Annotated in this window: 18 protein-coding genes; 3 read left to right on the top strand and 15 right to left on the bottom strand. The window is 66.9% G+C overall.

The annotated features are described in order from the left end of the window. Positions 1-15 precede the first annotated feature (15 nt). The 7 genes from QFZ83_RS07080 to QFZ83_RS07050 all read right to left on the bottom strand — a co-directional run bounded on the left by QFZ83_RS07080 (position 16) and on the right by QFZ83_RS07050 (position 7,520). Complete coding sequence (locus tag QFZ83_RS07080; protein ID WP_307504332.1) at positions 16-1,353, bottom strand: NAD(P)/FAD-dependent oxidoreductase; 1,338 nt, start codon at positions 1,351-1,353, stop codon at positions 16-18. Next, a complete protein-coding gene (locus QFZ83_RS07075; RefSeq protein WP_307504329.1) occupies positions 1,353-2,174 on the bottom strand; it encodes an SDR family oxidoreductase in 822 nt (273 codons plus the stop codon). Before QFZ83_RS07075 ends, QFZ83_RS07080 begins: the two co-directional genes overlap by 1 nt. Before the next feature lie 127 nt (positions 2,175-2,301). Continuing rightward, positions 2,302-3,351 (bottom strand): NAD(P)-dependent alcohol dehydrogenase, encoded by a 1,050-nt coding sequence (locus QFZ83_RS07070; protein ID WP_307512649.1) that lies wholly within the window; start codon positions 3,349-3,351, stop codon positions 2,302-2,304. Between the two features lie 38 nt (positions 3,352-3,389). Continuing rightward, a complete protein-coding gene (locus QFZ83_RS07065; protein WP_307504325.1) occupies positions 3,390-4,493 on the bottom strand; it encodes an ABC transporter ATP-binding protein in 1,104 nt (367 codons plus the stop codon). Positions 4,494-4,525: 32 nt separating this feature from the next. Beyond that, on the bottom strand, positions 4,526-5,338 hold the full coding sequence (locus QFZ83_RS07060) for a carbohydrate ABC transporter permease (protein ID WP_307512647.1): 813 nt from the start codon (positions 5,336-5,338) through the stop codon (positions 4,526-4,528). 20 nt (positions 5,339-5,358) lie between these two features. Then, positions 5,359-6,243, bottom strand: coding sequence for a carbohydrate ABC transporter permease (locus QFZ83_RS07055; protein WP_307504322.1), 885 nt, complete (start codon positions 6,241-6,243; stop codon positions 5,359-5,361). Continuing rightward, positions 6,240-7,520, bottom strand: coding sequence for a sugar ABC transporter substrate-binding protein (locus QFZ83_RS07050; protein ID WP_307504320.1), 1,281 nt, complete (start codon positions 7,518-7,520; stop codon positions 6,240-6,242). Before QFZ83_RS07050 ends, QFZ83_RS07055 begins: the two co-directional genes overlap by 4 nt. A 332-nt stretch (positions 7,521-7,852) precedes the next feature. On the opposite strand from QFZ83_RS07050, the gene QFZ83_RS07045 reads away from it, so the two are divergent. After that, entirely contained in the window at positions 7,853-9,109 is a 1,257-nt protein-coding gene (locus QFZ83_RS07045; protein ID WP_307504317.1) for an MFS transporter, read from the top strand. Between the two features lie 4 nt (positions 9,110-9,113). Here QFZ83_RS07045 and QFZ83_RS07040 read toward each other — a convergent pair whose 3' ends face one another. Together QFZ83_RS07040 and pmbA are read right to left on the bottom strand one after the other, a co-directional pair. Then, a complete protein-coding gene (locus tag QFZ83_RS07040) occupies positions 9,114-10,067 on the bottom strand; it encodes an AraC family transcriptional regulator (RefSeq protein WP_306878922.1) in 954 nt (317 codons plus the stop codon). 63 nt (positions 10,068-10,130) lie between these two features. Continuing rightward, positions 10,131-11,501: a metalloprotease PmbA gene (gene pmbA / locus QFZ83_RS07035; RefSeq protein ID WP_307504314.1), complete on the bottom strand. Its 1,371-nt coding sequence runs from the start codon at positions 11,499-11,501 to the stop codon at positions 10,131-10,133. A 117-nt stretch (positions 11,502-11,618) separates the two neighbouring features. Between pmbA and yjgA the strand changes: the two genes are divergently transcribed. Then, positions 11,619-12,275 carry a ribosome biogenesis factor YjgA gene (yjgA, locus tag QFZ83_RS07030; protein WP_013542458.1) on the top strand — a complete coding sequence of 219 codons (657 nt, stop codon included), beginning with the start codon at positions 11,619-11,621 and terminating at the stop codon, positions 12,273-12,275. Then, positions 12,272-12,868, top strand: coding sequence for a molybdopterin adenylyltransferase (gene mog / locus QFZ83_RS07025; RefSeq protein WP_307504310.1), 597 nt, complete (start codon positions 12,272-12,274; stop codon positions 12,866-12,868). The genes yjgA and mog overlap by 4 nt, the downstream gene beginning before the upstream one ends. A 15-nt stretch (positions 12,869-12,883) precedes the next feature. On the opposite strand, the gene QFZ83_RS07020 is transcribed toward mog, so the two are convergent. From QFZ83_RS07020 to QFZ83_RS06995, 6 genes are all read right to left on the bottom strand, one after another. Next, on the bottom strand, positions 12,884-13,291 hold the full coding sequence (locus QFZ83_RS07020; protein ID WP_307504307.1) for a cupin domain-containing protein: 408 nt from the start codon (positions 13,289-13,291) through the stop codon (positions 12,884-12,886). 66 nt (positions 13,292-13,357) lie between these two features. After that, positions 13,358-14,110 (bottom strand): SDR family oxidoreductase, encoded by a 753-nt coding sequence (locus QFZ83_RS07015; protein ID WP_307504304.1) that lies wholly within the window; start codon positions 14,108-14,110, stop codon positions 13,358-13,360. A gap of 123 nt (positions 14,111-14,233) precedes the next feature. Continuing rightward, positions 14,234-17,425, bottom strand: a complete 3,192-nt coding sequence (locus QFZ83_RS07010; RefSeq protein ID WP_307504301.1) for a CusA/CzcA family heavy metal efflux RND transporter — start codon at positions 17,423-17,425, stop codon at positions 14,234-14,236. A 9-nt stretch (positions 17,426-17,434) separates the two neighbouring features. After that, positions 17,435-18,799, bottom strand: a complete 1,365-nt coding sequence (locus tag QFZ83_RS07005) for an efflux RND transporter periplasmic adaptor subunit (protein ID WP_307504299.1) — start codon at positions 18,797-18,799, stop codon at positions 17,435-17,437. A 17-nt stretch (positions 18,800-18,816) separates the two neighbouring features. Continuing rightward, positions 18,817-20,160, bottom strand: coding sequence for a TolC family protein (locus QFZ83_RS07000; protein WP_307504296.1), 1,344 nt, complete (start codon positions 20,158-20,160; stop codon positions 18,817-18,819). A 95-nt stretch (positions 20,161-20,255) separates the two neighbouring features. Further along, positions 20,256-20,630, bottom strand: a complete 375-nt coding sequence (locus QFZ83_RS06995) for a hypothetical protein (protein WP_307504295.1) — start codon at positions 20,628-20,630, stop codon at positions 20,256-20,258. Positions 20,631-20,637 lie beyond the last annotated feature (7 nt).

Below are 20,637 nucleotides of genomic sequence, written 5' to 3'. Positions count from 1 at the left end.
ATGTGAAAGCCTCGTTCAGGGTGAGTCGGCCAGCGCCGCCGAGGCGCTGCGCACCGCCGCACGGTAGGTGTCCTTGTGCACGTAGTACGCCATGCGCTCGAGCTGCAGGTACTTGTAGCCGCCCGACAGGTCGGGTGGCGGCCCCTGCACCGCCGCGCGCAACGCCGCGGCCTTGGGCGATCCGGCCGCCTTCGCGCGGAAGTAGCGCGCCAGCAACTCGGCCTGCTCGTAACGCCCCTGCCATCCGATGCCGCTCGCCTCGATCATCCCGAGCACGCCGATGTTTTCGAAGCGCGGCGAGAAGATGTTGAGGTACAGGCGCGGCGCCATGCCCTGCCAGTTGAGCAACTCGCGGTCGATGAACGGGTAGTGCAGCGCATAGCCGGTCGCGGCCAGGATCAGGTCGTAGTCGCGCGCGCTGCCGTCCTTGAAATGCACCGTGTGCCCGTCGAGCCGCGCGATGTCGCCGCGCACGCCGATGTCGCCGTGCCCCACGTGGTGCAGCACCAGCGAATTCACGATGGGGTGCGACTCGTACATCCGGTAGTCGGGCTTCGGAAACCCGAAGCGCACCGGATCGCCGGTGAACCACTTGAGCACCGTCGCATCGACCCGCTGCTTGAGCCACGGCGGCAGCGGCCGCTTGCCGCCCAGCGTGTCGGCCGGCTTGCCGAACACGTATTTCGGCACGAAGTAATAGCCGCGCCGCACCGAGATGTCGACGCTCTGCGCGTAGTGCACCGCATCGACCGCGATGTCGCAGCCCGAGTTGCCCGCGCCGACGATCAGCACCCGCTTGTCCTTGAAGAGCTCGGCGTGCTTGTAGTCGCTGGTGTGCAGCAGCTCGCCATTGAAGTAGCCTTCGAACTGCGGGCGCTTGGGTTCGGCGAGCGTGCCGTTGGCGATGACCACGCCCTTGTATTCGGCCGTCTCGATGCGGCCACCGGCCTCATTGGCCGCATCGACGCTCACCCGCCAGCGCGTGTCCGGCGCATCGCTCACCGGCTCCACGCGCAGCACGCGCGTGTTGAAGCGGAAGTGTTCCCGCAGCCCGAAGCGGTCGGCGAAGTCGCTGAAGTAGCGGCGCAACTCGCGGTGGCTCGGGTAGTCGGCCACCGTGTCTGCCATCGGGAATTCGGCGAACTCGGTCGTGCGTTTGCTGGAGATCAGGTGCGCCGAGTGGTAGACCGTGGAGCGCGGATTGTCGATATCCCAGAGGCCACCCACATCGCTGTGCGCCTCGAAGCCCTGAAAGGGAACACCGTGCTTCTGCAGGTTGCGCGCCCCGGCGAGGCCGGAAGGGCCGGCGCCGATGAGGGCGATCTTCTCGTGGGTGGGTGCGTCGTCTGCCATCAGGTCGGTGGATGTTTGTCGGAAAGACCGGGGATGACCGTGGCGCCGGCCTCGCCCACGCGCGGCTTGCGCGGTTGCCCGCGCAGCACGCGGTCGTGCAGTTTCTCGGGCAGCAGGTTCAGCAGCTTCGAGAGCCAGCCGATGCGGCGAGGCAACACGATCTGCTCGCGTCCGGCGTGCACACCGGCAAGCAGTTGGCGCGCAGCCTCGTCGGCTTCGAGCAGGCCTGGCATCGCGAAGCGGTTGCCCGCCGTCAAAGCCGTGCGGATGTAACCAGGGCTGATGGTGTGCACCGTGATGCCCGTCTCGCGCAGCTCGGCGCGCAGGCTTTCGAGATAGCGGATCAGCCCCGCCTTGCTCGCGCAGTAGGCGCCATTGCCCGGCATGCCGCGCCAACCGGCGATGCTGGCCACGCCGACCAATGCGCCACGTTGCTGCACACGCATCGGCTTCAAGAAAGGCTGGAAGGTGGTCGCCGCGCCGAGGAGGTTGATCTCCAGCATGCGGCGCAGCACCGCAAGGTCATCGGCCTCGGCGGTGTCGAAGCCGCCCGCCACGCCCGCATTGGCAATCACGAGTTCGGGCACACCGGCCTTGGCCATCCAGTCGATGGCCATGGACTGCATCGCAGGGCTGTTCGATACATCGGGCGTGTAGACCGTGCATCGCTCGGGCGCCATCGCAGCGAGCGACTCGAGCTTCGCCCGATCGAGCCCGACCAGCGCCACCTGCGCACCGCCACCGATCAACTCTCGCGCCAGTGCCTGGCCGAGACCACCACAGGCTCCGGTGAGGACGACATTGCGAAAGACCAAGGGCATGGGCGACGGATCGGCGAGTGGCAAGGCGCAGCCACTTTAGCCGCGCATCGCCATCGCGCTCCCCGGCATTTTCCCTTGCGAAGAAGCGCTCGGCCAGCCGGTCGGCGGGCCTTTGCGCCCCTCGAAATCAAGCCGGCAGGGTCGCCGGAAACTCGATCTGGATCTTCACATCGCTCGCCCGGCCCGCAGCCGCTTCCTCGAAAGCCTTGATGCCGTCCTCGAATGCGAAGGTGCGCGAGATGAAGGGCTTCACGTTCACCTGCCCCGAAGCGATCAGCGCGAGTGCGCGCGGGAAGATGTTGGCGTAGCGGAACACCGACTCGATGCGAATCTCCTTGGCCTGGATCGCCACGATGTCCAGGGGCACCTTGTTGCCGGGCATGCCCACCAGCACGAGACAACCACCGGGACACAGCAGATCGAAGATGTTGTCGAACGCGCGCGCGTTGCCACTGGCCTCGAACACCACGTTGGCGCCCCAGCCATCGGTCAGGGCCTTCACGGTCTCGGCGAGATCGGCGTCGCGCACGTTGACGGTGGTCACGGCCGGGTTGTCGGCGAACAGCGCCAGCTTCTCGGGCACGAGGTCCGCCAGGATCACGCGCGCCGCGCCGCCCGCGAGCGCGGCCAATGCGGTCATCGCGCCGATGGTGCCGGCGCCGATCACGACAGCCACATCGCCCGGCTTCAATGCCGCCTTCTTCGCCGCCTGCAGGCCGATGGCCAGCGGCTCGACGATGGCGCCTTCGCCAAAACTCACGTTGTCGGGCATGCGGAAGGTGAAGGCGGCCGGGTGCACCACGAAAGGCGTCAGGCAGCCATGGATCGGCGGTGTGGCCCAGAAGCGCACGGCAGGGTCGAGGTTGTAGAGGCCTTCGAGCGTCGCACGCGAATCCATCTCGGGAATGCCGGGCTCCATGCAGACGCGGTCGCCGGGTTTGAGGTGCGTGACTTCGGCGCCCACCTCGGCGACCACGCCGGAGGCCTCGTGGCCGAGGATCATCGGCTCGTTGACGATGTAGGGGCCGATGCCGCCATGCTGGTAGTAATGAACGTCGCTGCCGCAGACGCCCACGGTGTGCATGCGGATCTTCACGTCGCGCGGCCCCATCTCAAGGGAGACGTCGACGTCGCGCAGCGTGAGTTCGTGCGCCTTTTCCAGGACCAGTGCTTTCATTTCCATCTTTCGCTCGAGTGTGGTTCGGTTGTCTGTATTCAGTGCAAAGGCGCGCGGTCGACGCGCAGCGATGCGCCGGTGTCAATGTCGAACAGATGCACCTGCTCGGGATCGGCCACGAAGCTCACGCGCTCGTGCAGCCGCGGGCTTTGGGCCGATGGCATGAGCGCGGAGATTTCGTTGTCGTCTCCGCCAAAGCTCACCAGCACTTCGTTGCCGAGGTATTCGACGAGCTGCACTTCGCCTGAGAAGCCGCCGTCGCGACCACTGTTCGTGTCCACCTGCAGGTGCGCCGGCCGGATGCCCAGCGTCACGCGCTCGCGTCCTTCGAGCGCGAACCGGCGCGCGTTCACATGCACCACGTCGCCTCGTCCCCTCAGTTCGAAATGGCTGCCCTCGTCCTTCACCGACATTTCCACCAGGTTCATCGGCGGCGTGCCGATGAAGCCGGCCACGAAGGCCGAGCGCGGGCGCTCGAAGATTTCCTTGGGCGAGCCGACCTGCTCGATGCGCCCGTCGCGCAACAGCACGATGCGGTCGGCCAGCGTCATCGCTTCGTGCTGGTCGTGCGTGACGTAGACCGTGGTGGTCTTCAGCGTCTGGTGCAGCTTGGCGATCTCGATGCGCATGTGGTTGCGCAGCTTGGCGTCGAGGTTCGACAGCGGCTCGTCGAACAAAAACACCTTGGGCGTCTTGATCATCGCGCGCGCAATCGCCACGCGCTGCTGCTGGCCGCCCGAGAGTTCGGCGGGCTTGCGCTGCAGGTAGCGCTCCAGGCCCAGCGTGTCCGACACCTCCTTGATGCGGCTGTCGATCTCGGCCTTGGGCACCTTCAGGCGCTTGAGTCCGAACGCGATGTTGTCGCGCACCGTCATGTGCGGGTAGAGCGCGTAGTTCTGGAACACCATGGCGATGCCGCGCTCCTGCGGCGGCAGATCGTTGACGCGCCGGCCGCCGATGTGCAGGTCGCCGCCGCTGATGTCTTCCAGGCCCGCGAGCATGCGCAGGATGGTCGACTTGCCGCAGCCCGAGGGGCCGAGGAACACGACGAACTCGTTGTCGGCCACGTCGAGGTCGAACGCATGGACGACCTGCGTTTCCCCGTAGCGCTTGATGATGTTGTGACAGCTGATTGCAGACATTTTTTGTTCTGGAGAAGAGGAATGGATGCGGCTCATGCGGCCTCCCGCTTGCGCTTGAACGCGGCATTGAGAAAGCCGCTGAGCACGCCGACCATCAGGAGCGGCGGCACCGACAGCAGGATGACCGAGGCATTCAAGATGCCCCAGGGCACGTCGCGCCCGAGCTGGCTGAGTTCGGAGGCGACGATGGGCAGCGTCTTGGCATCGGACGTGGTGAGCATCAACGCGATGAGGAACTCGTTCCACACCAGCACGAAGCCGAAGGCGATGGCACCGACCAGCGAGCGCGCGGCAATCGGCAGCGACACGCGAAAGAAGATCGCGTAGGGCCCGTAGCCATCGACGCGCCCTGCTTCTTCCACTTCCTTGGGCACCGCCTTGAAGGCCGGAATCGCGAGCCAGATCACGGTGGAGAGCGTGAGCAGCGTGTAGGTGACGATGAGCGCCAGGCGCGTGTCGTAGAGCTCCAGTTGCAGCCAGATGACCATGAGCGGAATCGCCACCGCCACCGGCGGCAGGAAGCGCATCGACAGCACGAAGAACTGGATGTCGTCAGCCCAGCGCAGCGGGTAGCGGGCCAGCGCATAGGCGGCCGGCAACCCCAGCACCGCGCCGATGACGACGGCCGCGCCGACCACCAGGATCGAGTTGATGAGCCCCTGCGCCACCGCCTCGCGGCCCAGCACGTAGGCGTAGTTCTCCAGCGTGGGCGTGAAGAAGAACTTCGGCACGGCCGAGACGATGTCGACCCGGTTCTTGAACGAATTGAGGAAGGTCCAGAGCACCGGCACCAGTGCGGAGAGGCCCGCGACGAAGAGCACCAGCCGTGCGAGCAGCGTGCCCACGGACAGAGACGATTGCTTTTTCATGACGAAGGCCTCGTCCATTTCCAGATGTAGGTGAAGGCCACGGTCGAGGCGACCATCATCAGCACCGCCATGCTCGATGCGTACGAGATGCGCCCCGACTCGATGAAGCCCTGCGAGAAGGCGTACATGTCCAGCGTCTCGGTCGAGATGCCGGGGCCGCCGCGCGTCATCACGTAGATGAGGTCGAAGGCCCGCAGCGACTCGACCATCTTTACGAAGGTGAGGCTGATGAGCGGCGCCTTGAGCATCGGCAGCGCGACGTAGGTGTAGACCTCCCAGGTCTTGGCGTGGTCCATGCGCGCGGCCTCGAAGGGCTGGGGCGGCAGGGTTTCGAGCAGCTTGAGCACGATGACGGCGAAGAACAGGCCCCACTGCCACACGTCCACGAAAGCGACGGTGAGCAGCGCCGTGAGCGGATTGGCCAGCAGGTCCAGCGGTTCGCCCGTGATCGCCTTGTACGGATACGTGAGCAGGCCGAACAGCGGATGGAATGCGAACTTCCAGACGAAGGCCGCCGACACGCGAGGCAACAGCACCGGCACGATGAACAGCATGCACAGCGCGTTGCGCCAGCGCGGCGTGGTGTTCTGGAACAGCAGCACGCCCAGCAACACCGCGACGGCCATGGTCGAAGTGACCGTCAGCACTTCCCAGATGAGCGAGACGCTCACCGAGTTCAGGAAGCGCCGGTCGGAGAAGAGCTGCACATAGTTCGAGAACCAGACCCAGCCGATATCGGTCTGGCCCAGTTCCCGGTCCTGCAGCGAGATGACGATCGCGAAGATCGTCGGCACCAGGGCGAGGACCGCCAGCACCAGGAGGCCCGGTCCGATGAAGACGACCGGCAGCCGGGTCTTGTTGTTGCTTCGCGTCGTCTTCACTTCTTGCGCCGTGCGATCAGCTGCTTCGCGTAGGCATCGAGTTCATCGAGCCCGCCCTGGATGTCGGTGCGCGAGCCGGTGACCAGCTCTTCGAGAATGATCCCCCAGCGATCGCCGAGATCAGGCCATGCCGGGTCCTGCCAGAAGTTCACCGCGGTCACCTTGCCGGTGTCGGCCAGGGCCTTGCCCAGATCGGCGCCGTAGCGCTTGGCGAACTCGGGGCTGCCGAGCACGCTGGTGCGGTTGAGTTCGCTGAACTGGCCTTCGGCCAGACGGCGCTGCTCCTGCTTCTTGGAGGTGGCCCAGGCGACGAAGAGGCCCGCGCACTTCTTCGCTTCTTCGGTCTTGTTGGCCTTGGAGCCGATGGCCAGGCCGTGGCCGTAGCCGCCGCCGGTGAGTGGCGTGGGCGGCGGCAGGTAGGCGACCTTGCCGATGACGGTGGACATCTTCGGATCGAGCGCATTGCCCGCGAGCGGCGTCGACTCGACCAGCAGCGCGACCTTGCCCGCAAGGAAGGCGCCGGTGGATTCGTCCCAGCTGCCGGTCTTGGTGCCGGGTGCCGAGTACTTGAAGAGCTCCAGGTAGGTCTGCGTGGCCTTCACCGCGGCGGGCGAGTTGAAGACGGGCTTGTCGCCATCGAACCACTGGCCGCCGTTGCCGCGGAAGAACGGCATCCAGCGCCACACGTTGGCACCGGAGCCGCGCTGGCCGCGCAGGGCCACGCCGTAGATGCCGTTGGCCGGGTCGTTGAGCTTCTTTGCTGCAGCGACGAATTCGTCGAGCGTGGTGGGCGGCTTGACGCCGGCTTTTTCCAGCAGGTCCTTGCGGTAGACCAGCAGGTCGCCACCGCCGGTGAGCGGCGCGAACCAGGCCTCGCCCGCGAAGGTCGCGACCTTCTGGCGGCCAGGGTCGAAGTCGGCGTAGTCGTAGTCGGCGGGGTAGTACTTGGCGAGCGGCACGATCCATTTCGACTGCGCGAACAGGGGCACGTTGGCCTCGTCGACGTAGTACACGTTGTACTTGCCCACCGTCGATGCATCGGCGCGCGTCTTGGTGCGGCGGTCGTTTTCGTTGAGGTTGTCGATGGTGAACGAGGCGCCGCTCAGCGCCTTGAATTCGTCCTTGTACTTTTCGAGCAGGGTGAGCCCGTCGCGCGGCTGGGAGAGCACGCGCACATCGTCCTTGCAGGCCTGCTGGGCCTGAACCTGGCCGGTTGCGGCCAGTGCCGCCAGCAGCAGTGCGCCAGCGGTGATGCGGCGGGTGTTTCGGTGGGTCATTTGTTCGTCTCCTTGGGTTCCTTGTGAGGGTGACGAAGCGTATGCAGCCAAGGCCCCACCCCGCGTACACGCGCGCCGGGGGACTGGTATTTCGATGACCAGCGGACTTGGGGTTTAGCCGGAGACAGGTGGCACCAAGTCCGGCAACAAGTGGAAAAAGGCGGCTGCCCCGCTGGGCGACTGGGTATCCCTCGCTCCGACGCATAAGGCAGCGGCTTCCATTCGGCGCGCCCTGATCAGTTGCAAGTTAAAACTCGAATGCTAGAATTTTTTGGTATTTTTTTAAAACCAGATTTGACGTTCTACCCGACTGTCCTTTTTCCGGAAGCGCCATGACCCACTATCGAACCGCCACCACCGGGCGGCTGGAACCGAACATCGATTCGGCTGCAGCGCGAGGCGCCGCCGCGCCCGTCATCTCCGCCGCGATGGCGCTGCTGTTCGCGGTCGCCTGCGGGCTTGCGGTGGCCAACGTCTACTACGCCCAGCCGCTGCTGGACACGCTCGCTGCCACCTTCGGCATCCGCCCCGCGACGGTCGGCATCGTCGTCACGATCACCCAGGTCGGCTACGGCCTCGGGCTGCTGCTGGTCGTTCCGCTGGGCGACCTCGTCGACCGGCGACGGCTGATCGTGGGGCAGTCGCTGCTGTCGGTGATCGCCCTGCTCTGCGTCGCGCTGGCGCCCAGTGCCTCGATGCTGCTGCCGGCGATGGCGGCCGTCGGCGTGCTGGCCGTCGTGACGCAGGTGCTGGTCGCCTACGCCGCGATCATGGCGCCGCCGGGCGAGCGCGGCCGCGTGGTGGGCATCGTGACGAGCGGGATCATCGTCGGCATCCTGCTCGCCCGGGCGGTGTCGGGCACGCTGTCGGATCTCTTCGGCTGGCGCTCGGTGTACCTGGTGTCGGCCGCGGCCACGCTGGTCGTCGCCGGCCTGCTGTGGAAGGCACTGCCGCGCAACGTACGGCCGGCAGTGCGCATTCCGTATCCGCAGCTGATCCGCTCGGTGTTCACGCTCTTCGCGGAGGAGCCCGTGCTGCGCATCCGCGCGGTGCTCGCGATGCTGATCTTCATGGCCATCACGATGCTGCTCACGCCGATGGTGCTGCCGCTGACGGCGCCGCCGTTCTCGCTCTCGCACACACAGGTGGGGCTGTTCGGCCTGGCGGGCGCGGCCGGTGCGCTGGGTGCTGCGCGGGCGGGTCGCCGAGCGGACCGCGGACGGGCGCAGCGCACCACCGGCATCGGGCTCGTGGTCATGCTGCTGTCGTGGGCGCTGATCGCGCTGCTGCCATGGTCGATCTGGGCGATGGTGATCGGCGTGGTCACGATCGACTTCGGCCTGCAGTCGGTGCACGTCTCGAACCAGAGCCTCATCTATCGCGTGCGCCCCGAAGCGCAGAGCCGGCTCACGGCCGGCTACATGATCTTCTATTCGATCGGTTCCGCCACGGGATCAATCGCCTCGACGATGGTGTACGCCCATGCCGGCTGGAACGGCGTCTGCATTGCGGGCGCAATTACCAGCGGCATTGCATTGGCATTCTGGGCCCTGACCCGGCACCTGACGCCGGCGGATTCACCGCGCTGAAGACTCAGGCCGTGGTCGCTGCTAGCGGCGTGTTCTGCGCGGTGCGCAGGCCGAAGCGGTCCTGCGCCTGCTGGCGGTAGGCAGAGGGCGTCATGCCCTTGAGATGCAGGAAGCGGCGGTTGAAATTCGCGAGGTTCGCGAAGCCGACCTCGTAGCAGATGTCGCTCACCAACCGGTCGGAGGTCTGCAGCATCTCGCAGGCCTTCGTGATGCGCAGGCGCGTGACGAAGTCGGTGAAGGTGCTGCCCATGTGCTTGTGGAAGTAGCGCGAGAAGCTGCTCTCGGCCATGTTGGCCACCGCGCACACGGCCGGCAGCGAGAGCTCTTCGGTCAGGTGCGCGTCGAGGTAGTCGAGCACGCGGCGCATGCGGGTGTTGGCGCTCGGGTCATCGTCCAGCGGGCCGGCCGCGCTGGATATCTGGCGCCAGTCTTCCCAGTTCGCGAGCTCGTGCAGCACCCCGATGAACTCCGAGAGCCGGGCCATGCCCTCTTGGCCCTGCACCCGCGCGAAGCGCTCCCGCATCCGCGCACTGATGCCGAAGAACTCGATGCCCAGCCGTGCGCGGTCGAGCATGGGCAGCACCGCTTCCAGTTCGGGGAACAGGCCCGAGGCCTTGCGCAGCGGCTCGTCGCGGAAATGAATGACCATGCTGCGGTCGGCGATGCCCTCGGGCGGCACGTCGTGCGAGATCCAGGTGTGCGGCAACCGCCCGCCGACGAGGGCCACATACCCCGGCTCGAAGCGTCCGATGTGATTGCCGACGTAGGCATCGCCGCTGCTGCGGTTGATGATCTGCAGCTCGTATTCGTCGTGGTAGTGCCAGCAGTCGAACGGCCAGGGCACGCCGTGCTGCAGGCAGCGCACCGAACTGCCGCCCGCCGGCTCGAAACCGAGCCGGGGGTCGCGCATCAGTTCATGCTCGAGTTCCGGCTTTCTCGCATTGTTGTATTTGCTCATGGCGTCTCCCTGGATGTGACCACGGGTTGCTTCCGAGCATGCGACGTTGCCGGCGGCGGCCTGTCAGGCGCCAGCCACCTTCATGCGGTTGACCAGAATCGACCCCGTGGTCTTGGCGCCGAAAGTGTAGGCATCCGCGCCGATGGCTTCAATGCCCATCAGCATGTCCTTCAAGTTGCCGGCGATGGTGATCTCCTGCACGGGGAAGGCGATGCGGCCCTTCTCGACCCAGAAGCCGCTGGCGCCGCGCGAATAGTCGCCGGTCACGTAGTTGACGCCCTGACCCATCAGCTCGATCACGAAAAGGCCGGTGCCCAGCTTGGCGAGCATGGCGTCGAGGTCGTCGCCGTGCTTCGTCAGGCGCGAACTCAGCGTCAGGTTGTGCGAACCGCCGGCGTTGCCGGTGGTCTTCATGCCGAGCTTGCGGGCCGAATAGGTGGAGAGGAAATAGCCCTCGAGCCGGCCGGCATCGACCACCTTGCGGGCGCGCGTGGTCACGCCTTCGTCGTCGAAGGGGGAGCTGCCCTTGCCGCGCATCACATGCGGGTCTTCGGCAATGTCGATGTGCTTTGGCAGCACCGGCTTGCCGAGCGAATCGAGCAGGAAGGTGCTCTTGCGGTACAGCGCCCCGCCGCTCACCGCCTGCACCAGCCCGCCCAGGAGGCCCACGGCCAGCGGCGACTCAAACAGCACCGCGCATTCGGTGGTCTTGATCTTGCGCGACTTCAGGCGGCTCAAGGCCCGTTCGGCGGCGTAGCGGCCGACGGCCTGCGGGCTCGCGAGTTCGTCGGCCGCGCGCATGGAGCTGTACCAGGCGTCGCGCTGCATGTTGTCGCCCTTGCCGGCGATGGGCGCCACCGAAATCGAGTGCCGCGAGCTGGCGTAGCCGCCGCGGAAACCGTGCGTGTGGGCGCTGAAGAAATGGCTCTGCTGGGCCGAGACGCCCGCGCCTTCGCTGTTGGTGATGCGCTTGTCGGTCGAGAGGGCTGCCGCTTCGCATTCCAGCGCCAGCTTGGCGGCCTGCTCGCTGGTCACGTCCCAGGGGTGGAACAGGTCCAGCTCGGGGTGTTCCTTGGCGATGTCTTCCTCGTCGGGAAGGCCGCTGACCGGGTCTTCGGCGGTGAAGCGGGCGATGTCGTAGGCGGCCTGCACGGTCTGCTTGATGGCGGCCTCGGAAAAGTCGGAGGTGCTCGCGTTGCCGCGGCGGTGGCCCACGTAGACCGTGATTCCGAGCGACTTGTCCCGGTTTCGCTCGACGTTCTCGAGCTCGCCCTTGCGGACCGAGACGCTGAGGCCGCAGCCCTCGGAGGCCTCGGCGCCGGCATCGGTCGCACCGAGCTTTTTGGCGTGGGCCAGGGCCGTGTCGACCAGGTTTTCGAAGAAGGAGCGGCTGTAGGCGAAGCCGGAATCGGCGCGCGAGGAGGATGTCGTCATGTGGTGGCTATGATACTTGCGCCCCCCATTTCCCGGTTTTCCCCCAGCTTCCCGCTGTCTTCGCTGTCCTGTTGCACGCATTGCAACGCCGCACGTCGCGGCCCAGAATCCACCCACATGTCCCGCAAACCCAAAAAAGGCTATTTCGTCCGTGGCCAGTTCGTTGCCGAAGGCAGCGAACTCGACCTGGAGCTCAAGCGCGAGCTCAAGGGCACCGACGATGCCAGCCGCACCGATCTCAAGCGCGAAAGCGACGAACTGCAGAAGCTCGGCACCGAGCTGCTCACGCTGCGCGCCGCCCTGTTCGACGCCCTCCAACTGGACGAAAAGCTGGTCGACGCCATCGCCGAGGCCAAGCGCATCACCAACTTCGAGGGCAAGCGCCGCCAGATGCAGTTCATCGGCAAGCTGATGCGCAAGCTCGACGAGCCCACGCTGGAAGCCGTGAAGCTCGCGTTGACCGAGCAGAACAGCACGCCGGCCGCCGAAACCGCCGCCCTGCACGAGGCCGAACGCTGGCGCGACCGCCTGATCGCCGACGACGACGCCCTCGGCGGCTGGATCGAAACCCACCCCGCCACCGACTCCCAGCAACTGCGCGCCCTGGTGCGCCAGGCTCGCAAGGACATGAAGACCGGCCCGGCCGGCGAAGCGCCCCGCCAGGGCAAGGCCTACCGGGAAATCTTCCAACTGGTGCGGGAGCAACTGGCAGTGCACGGCGGTGACGACCACGCCGCGGCCGCCGCCGCGCAGGACCGGGAAGAGGACGCATGAGTTCGTCGCCGTTCGATCCGGTCCGCATCGGCATCGTCTCCGTCAGCGACCGCGCCTCCAGCGGCACCTACGAAGACAAGGGCCTCCCCGCGCTGAAGGAATGGCTGGCCCGAGCGCTGAAGAATCCCATCGAATTCGAGGCCCGGCTGATCCCTGACGAAGCCGCTCTGATCAGCGCCACGCTGATCGAACTGGTCGACGCCGGCTGCTCGCTGGTGCTGACCACCGGCGGCACCGGCCCGGCCCTCCGGGACGTGACCCCCGAAGCCACCCTGGCCGTCGCCCACAAGGAAATGCCCGGCTTCGGCGAGCAGATGCGCCAGATCAGCCTGCGCTTCGTACCGACCGCGATCCTGTCGCGCCAGGTGGCGGTGATCCGCGACAAGAGCCTCGTCATCAACCTGCCGGGGCAACCGAAGTCGATTGCAGAAACGCTCGAAGGACTGAAGGACGCCGACGGCGCGCAGCTCGTGCCCGGCATCTTCGCGGCCGTGCCCTACTGCATCGACCTGATCGGCGGGCCGTACCTGGAAACCGACGACGCGGTCTGCAAGGCGTTCCGGCCGAAGTCGGCGATCCGCCCCGCGCGCTGAACGCTTTCCCGCTGGCTACTTGACCAGCGTCAGCAACGGCGCGCCCTTGTCCTTGACCATCGTCACCAGGAACTTCGCAGGCTTGGTCTTGCTGGCGTTGCGGCCGACGGTGTGGATATCGCCCGGGCCTTCGTAGAAAGTCTGGCCGGGGGTCAGCGTGACCTCCTTGCCGCCCTTCACGCCCATCACGATCGATCCTTCGAGGACGTAGATGAAGGCGTGGGCGTCGTGGCGATGGACCGGATCGACGGAGCCCGGCGGAAAGTCGACGATGAACGAGATCGCCTCCTTGCCGGGCATGTCCGCCAGGTCCTTCGTCATGAGGACGGTCGCGGCGGCTTCGGGTGCGGCCACGGCGGGCACCGCGGCGAACATGCCGAGTGCGAGACCGAGGGAGATGCAGGTCTTCTGGAAGCGGGTCATGGGCTGTCTTTCTGGCCCGTGTGGCGGGCCTCGAATCAATGAATGGATAAGCAGGTCGCCGGCGGCTCAGGCGCGCGCACGCTGCGCAAGCCAATCCGCGAAGCGGGTCGTCCCGAGGCGCGGACCGGTTCCGGGCGTCAGCGAGCGGTCGTCGAGTTGCACGCCGAAGTAGCTGGCCTGTGTGTCGGTGACGACCGGACGCTTGTCGCCGGTCGCCGCGAACAGGCGGCGCACCAGCGCGTCGAGCGGCAGCGCCTCCGGTCCCGCGATCTCGATGCGCCGCCGTGCGGGCGATTCGCCCACCACCACGGCGAGTGCGGCAGCGACGTCGTCAGCCGCCATCGGCTGGATCAACGCGTTCGACAACCGCACCTCGCCGCCCTGCACGCTCCCGTCGGCGATGCCGGCCACGAACTCGAAGAACTGCGTGGCCTGCACGATGGTCCAGGGCACGGGCGAGGCCTCGATCAGCTCTTCCTGCCGCTGCTTGGCGCGGAAATAGCCGCTGGCCAGCAGACGGTCGGTGCCGACCACCGACAGCGCGATGTGGTGCGCGATGCCGGCTTCCGCCTCGGCGGCGAGCAGGTTGCGGCCTGCGGTGTCGAAAAAATGCAGGGCGGGCTCGTCCGCGAACGACGGCGAATTCGCCACGTCGACGACGATGCGCGCACCCGCGAGCGCTTCCCTCAGGCCCTCTCCGGTGAGCGTGTTGACGCCGGTGGATGGCGAGGCCGCAACGACCTCGTGGCCCGCTTGGCGCAGCAGCACTGCAAGCTTCGAGCCGATGAGGCCGGAGCCTCCGATGATGACGATTTTCATGATCGATTCCTGGTGAATGGCGAAAGAAGCACCTCTGTCCGGAGGCGCCTGTTCCTTAGACGTCCGGCGTCACGGGTTTGTGACAGGCCAGGCGAAAAACCAGGAAATCGACCCGCTGCGCTCCTAGGGCAGCCCCATCGACATGGGTCGGGCCTCGCGCCTGCGGGCCTCCTCTAACGCTTTGTCCTCATCGCGCCGGTGGGCAATGCGATAGAGCAGCGGAAGCACCAGCAGTGTCAGCGCGGTCGAAGAAAGGATACCGCCGATCACCACCGTCGCCAGCGGCCGCTGCACCTCGGCGCCGGTGCCGGTGGCGATCGCCATCGGCACGAAGCCCAGCGACGCGACCAGCGCCGTCATCAGCACCGGCCGCAGCCGGGTGAGCGCGCCTTCGCGGATGGCCTCGTCCAGCGGCAGCCCGCCCTCGCGCAGGTTGCGGATGAACGAGATCATCACCAGCCCGTTGAGCACCGCCACGCCCGAGAGCGCGATGAAACCCACCGCCGCCGAGATCGACAGCGGAATGTCGCGCAGCCAAAGCGCCACGATGCCGCCGGTGAGCGCGAACGGGATGCCGGTGAACACCAAGAGGCCGTCCTTCAGGTTGCCGAACATCGCGAACAGCAGCGTGAACACCAGCAGCAGCGACACCGGCACCACCACCTGCAGCCGCTGCGTGGCCGAGGCGAGGTTCTCGTACTGGCCGCCCCACACGGTCCAGTAACCGGTGGGAATGGTCACCTTGCGCATCGCCGCTTCGGCCTCGGCCACGAAGGAGCCGAGGTCGCGGCCGCGCACGTTGGCGCTCACGACGATGCGGCGTTTTCCGTTCTCGCGGCTCACCTGGTTCGGCCCGGGCGCGAGTTCCAGCGTGGCGACTTCGCCGAGCGGGATGAAGCTGGTGCGCAATCCCTCGGCGCCCGCGCCCTTGGGCAGTGCGACCGGCAGCCGCTTGATCGCCTCCAGGTCGGTGCGCAGGTTCTCGGGCAGCCGCACGAGGATGTCGAAGCGCCGGTCGCCGTCGAACAGCGTGCCCGCCTCGCGGCCGCCGACCGCGATGGAAATCGCGTCCTGCACGTCGCCGACGTTGAGGCCGTAGCGTGCGGTCTTCTGGCGGTCGATGTTCACCGTGAGCATCGGCAAGCCCGTGGTCTGCTCGACCTTCACCTCGGCCGCGCCGGAGATGCCGGTGAGCACCTTCGAGACCTCGGCTGCGGTCTTGTCGAGCACCGCCATGTCGTCGCCGAAGATCTTCACCGCCACGTCGCTGCGCACGCCGGAGATCAGCTCGTTGAAGCGCAACTGGATCGGTTGCGAGAACTCGTAGTTGTTGCCCGGCAGCTTCTCGACCTCTTCCTGCACCGCCGCCAGCAGCTCGGCGCGCGTGCGCCTCGGCGTGGGCCACCCGCTCTCGGGCTTCAACATGATGTAGCCGTCGGAGATGTTCGGCGGCATCGGGTCCGAGGCAATCTCGGCCGTGCCGGTGCGCGCGAACACGCGCTCGATCTCCGGGAATTTCGCCTTCAGCGTGCGTTCGAGCTGCTTCTGCATCTCGACCGATTGCGTGAGGCTGGTGCCCGGAATGCGCAGCGCCTGGATCGCGAAATCTCCTTCGCTCAGGCTCGGCACGAACTCGGTGCCCAGCCGAGTCGCCAGCAAACCCGACAGCACCACCGCCACCGCAGCCATCGTGATCACCAGCGGCTTGGCCGTCATCACGCGTGCGAGCAGCGGCTCGTAACCGCGCTTGGCCCACACCATCAGCCGGCTCTCCTTCTCGCTGACCTTGTTGCCGATGAACAGCGCCACGGCCGCGGGAATGAAGGTGATCGACAGGATCATCGCGCCCACCAGCGCAATCACCACGGTGAAGGCCATCGGATGGAAGAGCTTCCCCTCCACACCCGTGAGCGCAAAGATCGGCAGGTACACGATCATGATGATCAGCTGCCCGAACAGCAGTGGGCGCCGCGCCTCCTGCGAGGCGGCGAACACTTCATGAAAGCGCTCGCTGCGCGTCAGCGGCCGCCCATGTTTCGCCTGCGCATGCGCGAGCCTTCGCACGCAGTTCTCCACGATCACCACCGCCCCGTCGATGATGATCCCGAAGTCCAGCGCGCCCAGGCTCATGAGGTTGGCGCTGACCTTCTGGTTCACCATGCCGGTGAAGGTGAAGAGCATCGACAGCGGAATCACCAGCGCGGTGATGAGCGCCGCGCGGATGTTGCCGAGAAAGAGGAACAGAATCGCGATCACCAGCACCGCGCCCTCGAAGAGGTTCTTCTTCACCGTCGCGATGGCCTTGTCGACCAGCACCGTGCGGTCGTACACCGTCACCGCCTTCACGCCCGCGGGCAGCGTGCGGTTGACCTCCTGCATCTTCTTGTCGACGGCCTGCGACACGGTGCGGCTGTTCTCGCCGATCAGCATGAAGACGGTGCCCAGCACCACCTCGCGGCCGTTGTCGGTGGCCGCGCCCGTGCGCAGCTCCTGGCCAATGCCGACCTCCGCCACGTCCTGCACGCGCAGCGGAATGCCGCCCGCGTTGCCGAGGATCACGTTGCCGATGTCCTCCACCGACTTCACCTGGCCCGGCGCGCGAATGAGGTACTGCTCGCCGCGCTTCTCGATGTAGCCCGCGCCCACGTTGGCGTTGTTGCGCTCCAGCGCGGTGACCAGGTCGGTCATCGTGAGGCCGTGCGCCAGCAGCTTCGCGGGGTCGGGCGCGATCTGGTACTCCTTGTCGTAGCCGCCGATGGAATTGATCTCGGTCACGCCCTTCACGTTGCGCAGTTGCGGCTTGATGATCCAGTCCTGAATCTCGCGGAGGTCCGTGGGCGTGTAGGGCTTGCCGTCGGGCTTCTTCGCGCGCTCTTCCGCTTCCACCGTCCAGAGATAGATTTCGCCCAGGCCCGTGGAGATCGGCCCGATCACCGGCGAGATGCCGCTGGGCATGCTCTCGCGCGCCGACTGGATGCGCTCGTTCACCAGCTGCCGCGCGAAGTAGATGTCGGTGCCGTCCTCGAAGATCACCGTCACCTGTGAGAGGCCGTAGCGCGAGAGCGAGCGGGTCTGCTGCAGGCCCGGCAGGCCGGCCATCACCGTCTCGATGGGGTAGGTCACGCGCTGCTCGGCTTCGAGCGGCGAGTAGCCGGGTGCGGAGGTGTTGATCTGCACCTGCACGTTGGTGATGTCGGGCACTGCGTCGATGGGCAGCTTCTGGTAGCTGAAGACGCCGAGCGCGGCCATGCCGAGCACGGCGAGCAGCACGAGCCAGCGCTGCGCGATGGAGAAGCCGATGATGCGTTCGAACATGCGGCGTCCTCAGTGGGTGTGCGTGGCGGAGCTCTTGCCCTGCTGCGACTTGATGACGAAGCTGCCGCTTGCAGCGTAGGCCGCGCCGGGCTTCAGGCCGCCCACGATCTCGATGCGCTTGCCGTCGCTGCGGCCGGTCTCCACGTGCTGCGGCATGAAGCCGCCGGGCACCTTGAGGAAGACGGTGGGTTTTTCTTCCACCGTCTGCACCGCCTCGGCCGCCACGGTGACGGGTGCATCCGCCTCGGACGACACCAGCTCCACGTTCACGAACAGGCCCGGACGCCACACGCGCTGCGGATTGGTCAGCGTGACGCGCGCCGTGGCCGTGCGCGTCTGCGCACCGATGAGCGAGCCCACGTACGACACGGTGCCGCTGGCCGTCTGGTCGAAGGCGCTGGAACGGATGGTCACCGGCTCGCCGATGCGCACCAGGTTCAGGTTGTTGGCCGCCACGCTGATCTCGGCCCACACGGTCGAGAGGTCGGAGATGGTGAAGACGTTGACCGCCTCGCCCACCGATTCGCCGAGCGAGATGTGCTTCTCGACCACCATGCCGTCGAAAGGCGCGCGCAGCTCGTAGCGGCCGAGCGCGGCCGAGCCCGGCGTGGCGCCCAGCGCCAGCAGCTTCTGGTTGGCATTGGCCACGGCGATCTGCGCTTCCTGCATCGCTTGCTGCGCCTGCAGGTAGTCCTGCTGGGGCGAGATCTTTTCTTCCCAGAGTTTCTTCTCGCGCTCGTAGGTGGTGCGCGCCAGTTCCAGCCGGCGCTGCGCCGATTGCAACGCGCTGCGCTGCTCCGAGAGCCCCGGGCTCGACAGCACCGCGAGCACCTGCCCGCGCTTCACCTCTTGCCCCAGGTTGGCCGACACGCTGTCGACCACGCCCGCCACGCGCGGCACCACGTGGGCGGTGCGGTCTTCGTTGAACTTGATCTCGCCGGGCAGTTGCAGCGAGGTCTTGATGCGCGCGGGGCCGGCGCTTTCGATGGCCATGCCGGCCGCCTTCACCTGCTCGTCGGTGAAGGGGATCTTTTCTTCGTCCTCCTTGTGCTCTTTCGATTCAGCTTTCGCCTCAGCGGAAGCGCCCTTCTCCTTGGACTCCTCGCCGTGGTGCTCCTTGTCGCCATGGCCCTTGGCCTCTTCATGGCCGTGCTCGTGGCCGTGGTCCTTGCCCTCGGCTTTTCCTTCCTCGTGATGCTCGCCGTCGGCATGCCCGCCGGCCTCCGAATGGCCGGCTGCCTGGGGCTTGGCCGGGTCGGTGCGCAGGATCAGCGCCCCGGCCGCAAAACCCAGGACCAGGATGGCCACGACGGCCATCCACTGCTTCTTGCTGGTGCGCTCGGTGAAAGTCTTGCGTTCTTGTTGCGTGTTCATGATCTGGGGTGTCCTTGTCAGCGTGCGACCGGCGTCGCATGCAGGGTTTCTTCTCCGTCGGTGCCGAGCAGGCGGTCGAGTTCGCCGGCCGCGCGGTGCGCATCGGCCAGCGCCACGAGGTATTGGTTCCGCACCTGGAACAGCGTGCGTTGCGCGTCGAGCGCTTCGAGAAAGCTGAACTTGCCCAGCTCGAAGCCCTTGGTCGCGGCCTTGTAGGCGGTCTCGGCGCCGGGGAGCGCATCGCGCTGCAGCGTCTCGGCGGTGGCGCGTGCCGAGCGCAGGCGCTCGGTGGCCTGCGCTATGTCGGCGCCCAGTTGCAGTTCGGCCGATGCAAGGTCGTCGCGCGCTTTCTCCTCTCGGCTCAGGGCTTCGGCGAGGTTGCCGCGGTTGATGTCGAAGATCGGCAGCGGCACCGAGAGGCCGACAACCACTTGGTTGCGGCGGCTGCTCGCACCTTCGGCGTCGGTGGACGCGGGCACGCGCTTGGCGCCGAGCGACACGGTGACGTCGGGAATGCGCTTGGCCCGCTCCAGGCTGGAGAGCGCCTCGCGCCTTTCGACTTCGAGCCGTGCCTGCCGCAGCACTGGCGCGGCGAAGAGCCGGCCTTCTACATCTTGAGGCGAAGCGAGCGTCGGCAATTGGTCAACCGCGCCGTCCACCTGCGTGAAGCGCGGCACGGGGTTGCCCCACAGCGCGGCCAACTGCTGGCGCGCGGAGCGCAGCGTGCCCTCGGCCTGCAGCAGCTCGACGCGCACACCGGCCTCGGCCACGCGCGCGCGGGTTTCCTCCAGCGGCGAGACCTTGCCGGCCGTGACACGGTTGGCGGCCGCCTTCGTCGCGATCTGCGCGAGGCCGACCGAGTCCTGCGCGAGTCGCAGGCGCTCTTGCGCCGTCAGCACTTCGAAGAACAGCGTGACGGTCGAGGCCCGCAGTTCCGAGCGGCGCGCGACCAGTGCCGAGGCGGCCTGGTCGCGTGCGCGCTCGGCGGCGGTCACGCGGGCCGCGCGCTTGCCGCCCAGCTCGATGGGCTGGCTCAGTTGCAGCGTGGTGGTGCGGTTGTCGCGCCGCAGGTCTTCCAGTTGCGCACCGAGCACGGGGTTGGGCCAGGCGCCGGCCTGGACGATCGCGCCCTCGGTGGCTTCCTGCTCGCGCGAGGCAGCGGACAGGCTGGGGTTGGACTGCAGCACCATCGCGATGGCGCTGCGAAGGGTCAGCGGACCGGCGGGCTCCAGCGTTCTGGCGGCCGGGCGGGATGATGAAGTCGGAAGGCCCGCAGCGGTCTGCGACTGCTGCAATTGCTGTGAATAGGCCGGGGGCACCGCCAAGGCCAAGACGGCCAGCGGCACGAAGAGCGTGCGCATCGAATTCTCCTGGGTTGCGAAACAACGGACGGACGAATTCGGCGAGAGCTCAGCTGATGAAAGGGATCAGTGGTGGGTGGTGTTCTCTCGCCGAATCAGAGGGCGAGAGTCCGTGCGGGTCGCACGGGGACTTCGGAGACATGCGAGATGAAACGATCTTCCGTTTTCGCATGCAGCACCTGGGGCAACTGCAGCGCGCCGATGGCATCGCCGGTCGTCATGTCCACATGCTGCGCAGCGCCGAAGTGGCTGACGACGCAGTGGCCGACCGCGCCGTTCGGCTGCGTGCTGGTGTCCTGCTTCGCGCCGCCGGCGTTGTGCGTGCGGTCGGTGCTGTTGGGCTCGTCCTGGTGGTGGCCCCAGTGCTCGGTCTGCGTGTCGCGCTCGTGCTGGCAATACGCCGCCGACGCCGCCCAGCTGAGCTGGAACGGAAAGAGGAGCAGCAGAAAGATGAGGAGCCAGCGACGCATGAGCCAA

The organism is Variovorax sp. W1I1, from assembly GCF_030815625.1.
Classification (GTDB): Bacteria; Pseudomonadota; Gammaproteobacteria; order Burkholderiales; family Burkholderiaceae_C; genus Variovorax; species Variovorax paradoxus_C.
The sequence above is the reverse complement of the archived record's forward strand: the minus strand, read 5'-3'. Positions and strand labels throughout refer to the sequence as shown.

Coding starts and splice junctions, on each gene's coding strand:
- QFZ83_RS07080 (WP_307504332.1), bottom strand. CDS start 1,353: ATGGCAGACGACGCACCCACCCACGAGAAGATCGCCCTCATCGGCGCC.
- QFZ83_RS07075 (WP_307504329.1), bottom strand. CDS start 2,174: ATGCCCTTGGTCTTTCGCAATGTCGTCCTCACCGGAGCCTGTGGTGGT.
- QFZ83_RS07070 (WP_307512649.1), bottom strand. CDS start 3,351: ATGAAAGCACTGGTCCTGGAAAAGGCGCACGAACTCACGCTGCGCGAC.
- QFZ83_RS07065 (WP_307504325.1), bottom strand. CDS start 4,493: ATGTCTGCAATCAGCTGTCACAACATCATCAAGCGCTACGGGGAAACG.
- QFZ83_RS07050 (WP_307504320.1), bottom strand. CDS start 7,520: ATGACCCACCGAAACACCCGCCGCATCACCGCTGGCGCACTGCTGCTG.
- QFZ83_RS07045 (WP_307504317.1), top strand. CDS start 7,853: ATGACCCACTATCGAACCGCCACCACCGGGCGGCTGGAACCGAACATC.
- QFZ83_RS07040 (WP_306878922.1), bottom strand. CDS start 10,067: ATGAGCAAATACAACAATGCGAGAAAGCCGGAACTCGAGCATGAACTG.
- pmbA (WP_307504314.1), bottom strand. CDS start 11,501: ATGACGACATCCTCCTCGCGCGCCGATTCCGGCTTCGCCTACAGCCGC.
- yjgA (WP_013542458.1), top strand. CDS start 11,619: ATGTCCCGCAAACCCAAAAAAGGCTATTTCGTCCGTGGCCAGTTCGTT.
- mog (WP_307504310.1), top strand. CDS start 12,272: ATGAGTTCGTCGCCGTTCGATCCGGTCCGCATCGGCATCGTCTCCGTC.
- QFZ83_RS07020 (WP_307504307.1), bottom strand. CDS start 13,291: ATGACCCGCTTCCAGAAGACCTGCATCTCCCTCGGTCTCGCACTCGGC.
- QFZ83_RS07015 (WP_307504304.1), bottom strand. CDS start 14,110: ATGAAAATCGTCATCATCGGAGGCTCCGGCCTCATCGGCTCGAAGCTT.
- QFZ83_RS07010 (WP_307504301.1), bottom strand. CDS start 17,425: ATGTTCGAACGCATCATCGGCTTCTCCATCGCGCAGCGCTGGCTCGTG.
- QFZ83_RS07005 (WP_307504299.1), bottom strand. CDS start 18,799: ATGAACACGCAACAAGAACGCAAGACTTTCACCGAGCGCACCAGCAAG.
- QFZ83_RS07000 (WP_307504296.1), bottom strand. CDS start 20,160: ATGCGCACGCTCTTCGTGCCGCTGGCCGTCTTGGCCTTGGCGGTGCCC.
- QFZ83_RS06995 (WP_307504295.1), bottom strand. CDS start 20,630: ATGCGTCGCTGGCTCCTCATCTTTCTGCTGCTCCTCTTTCCGTTCCAG.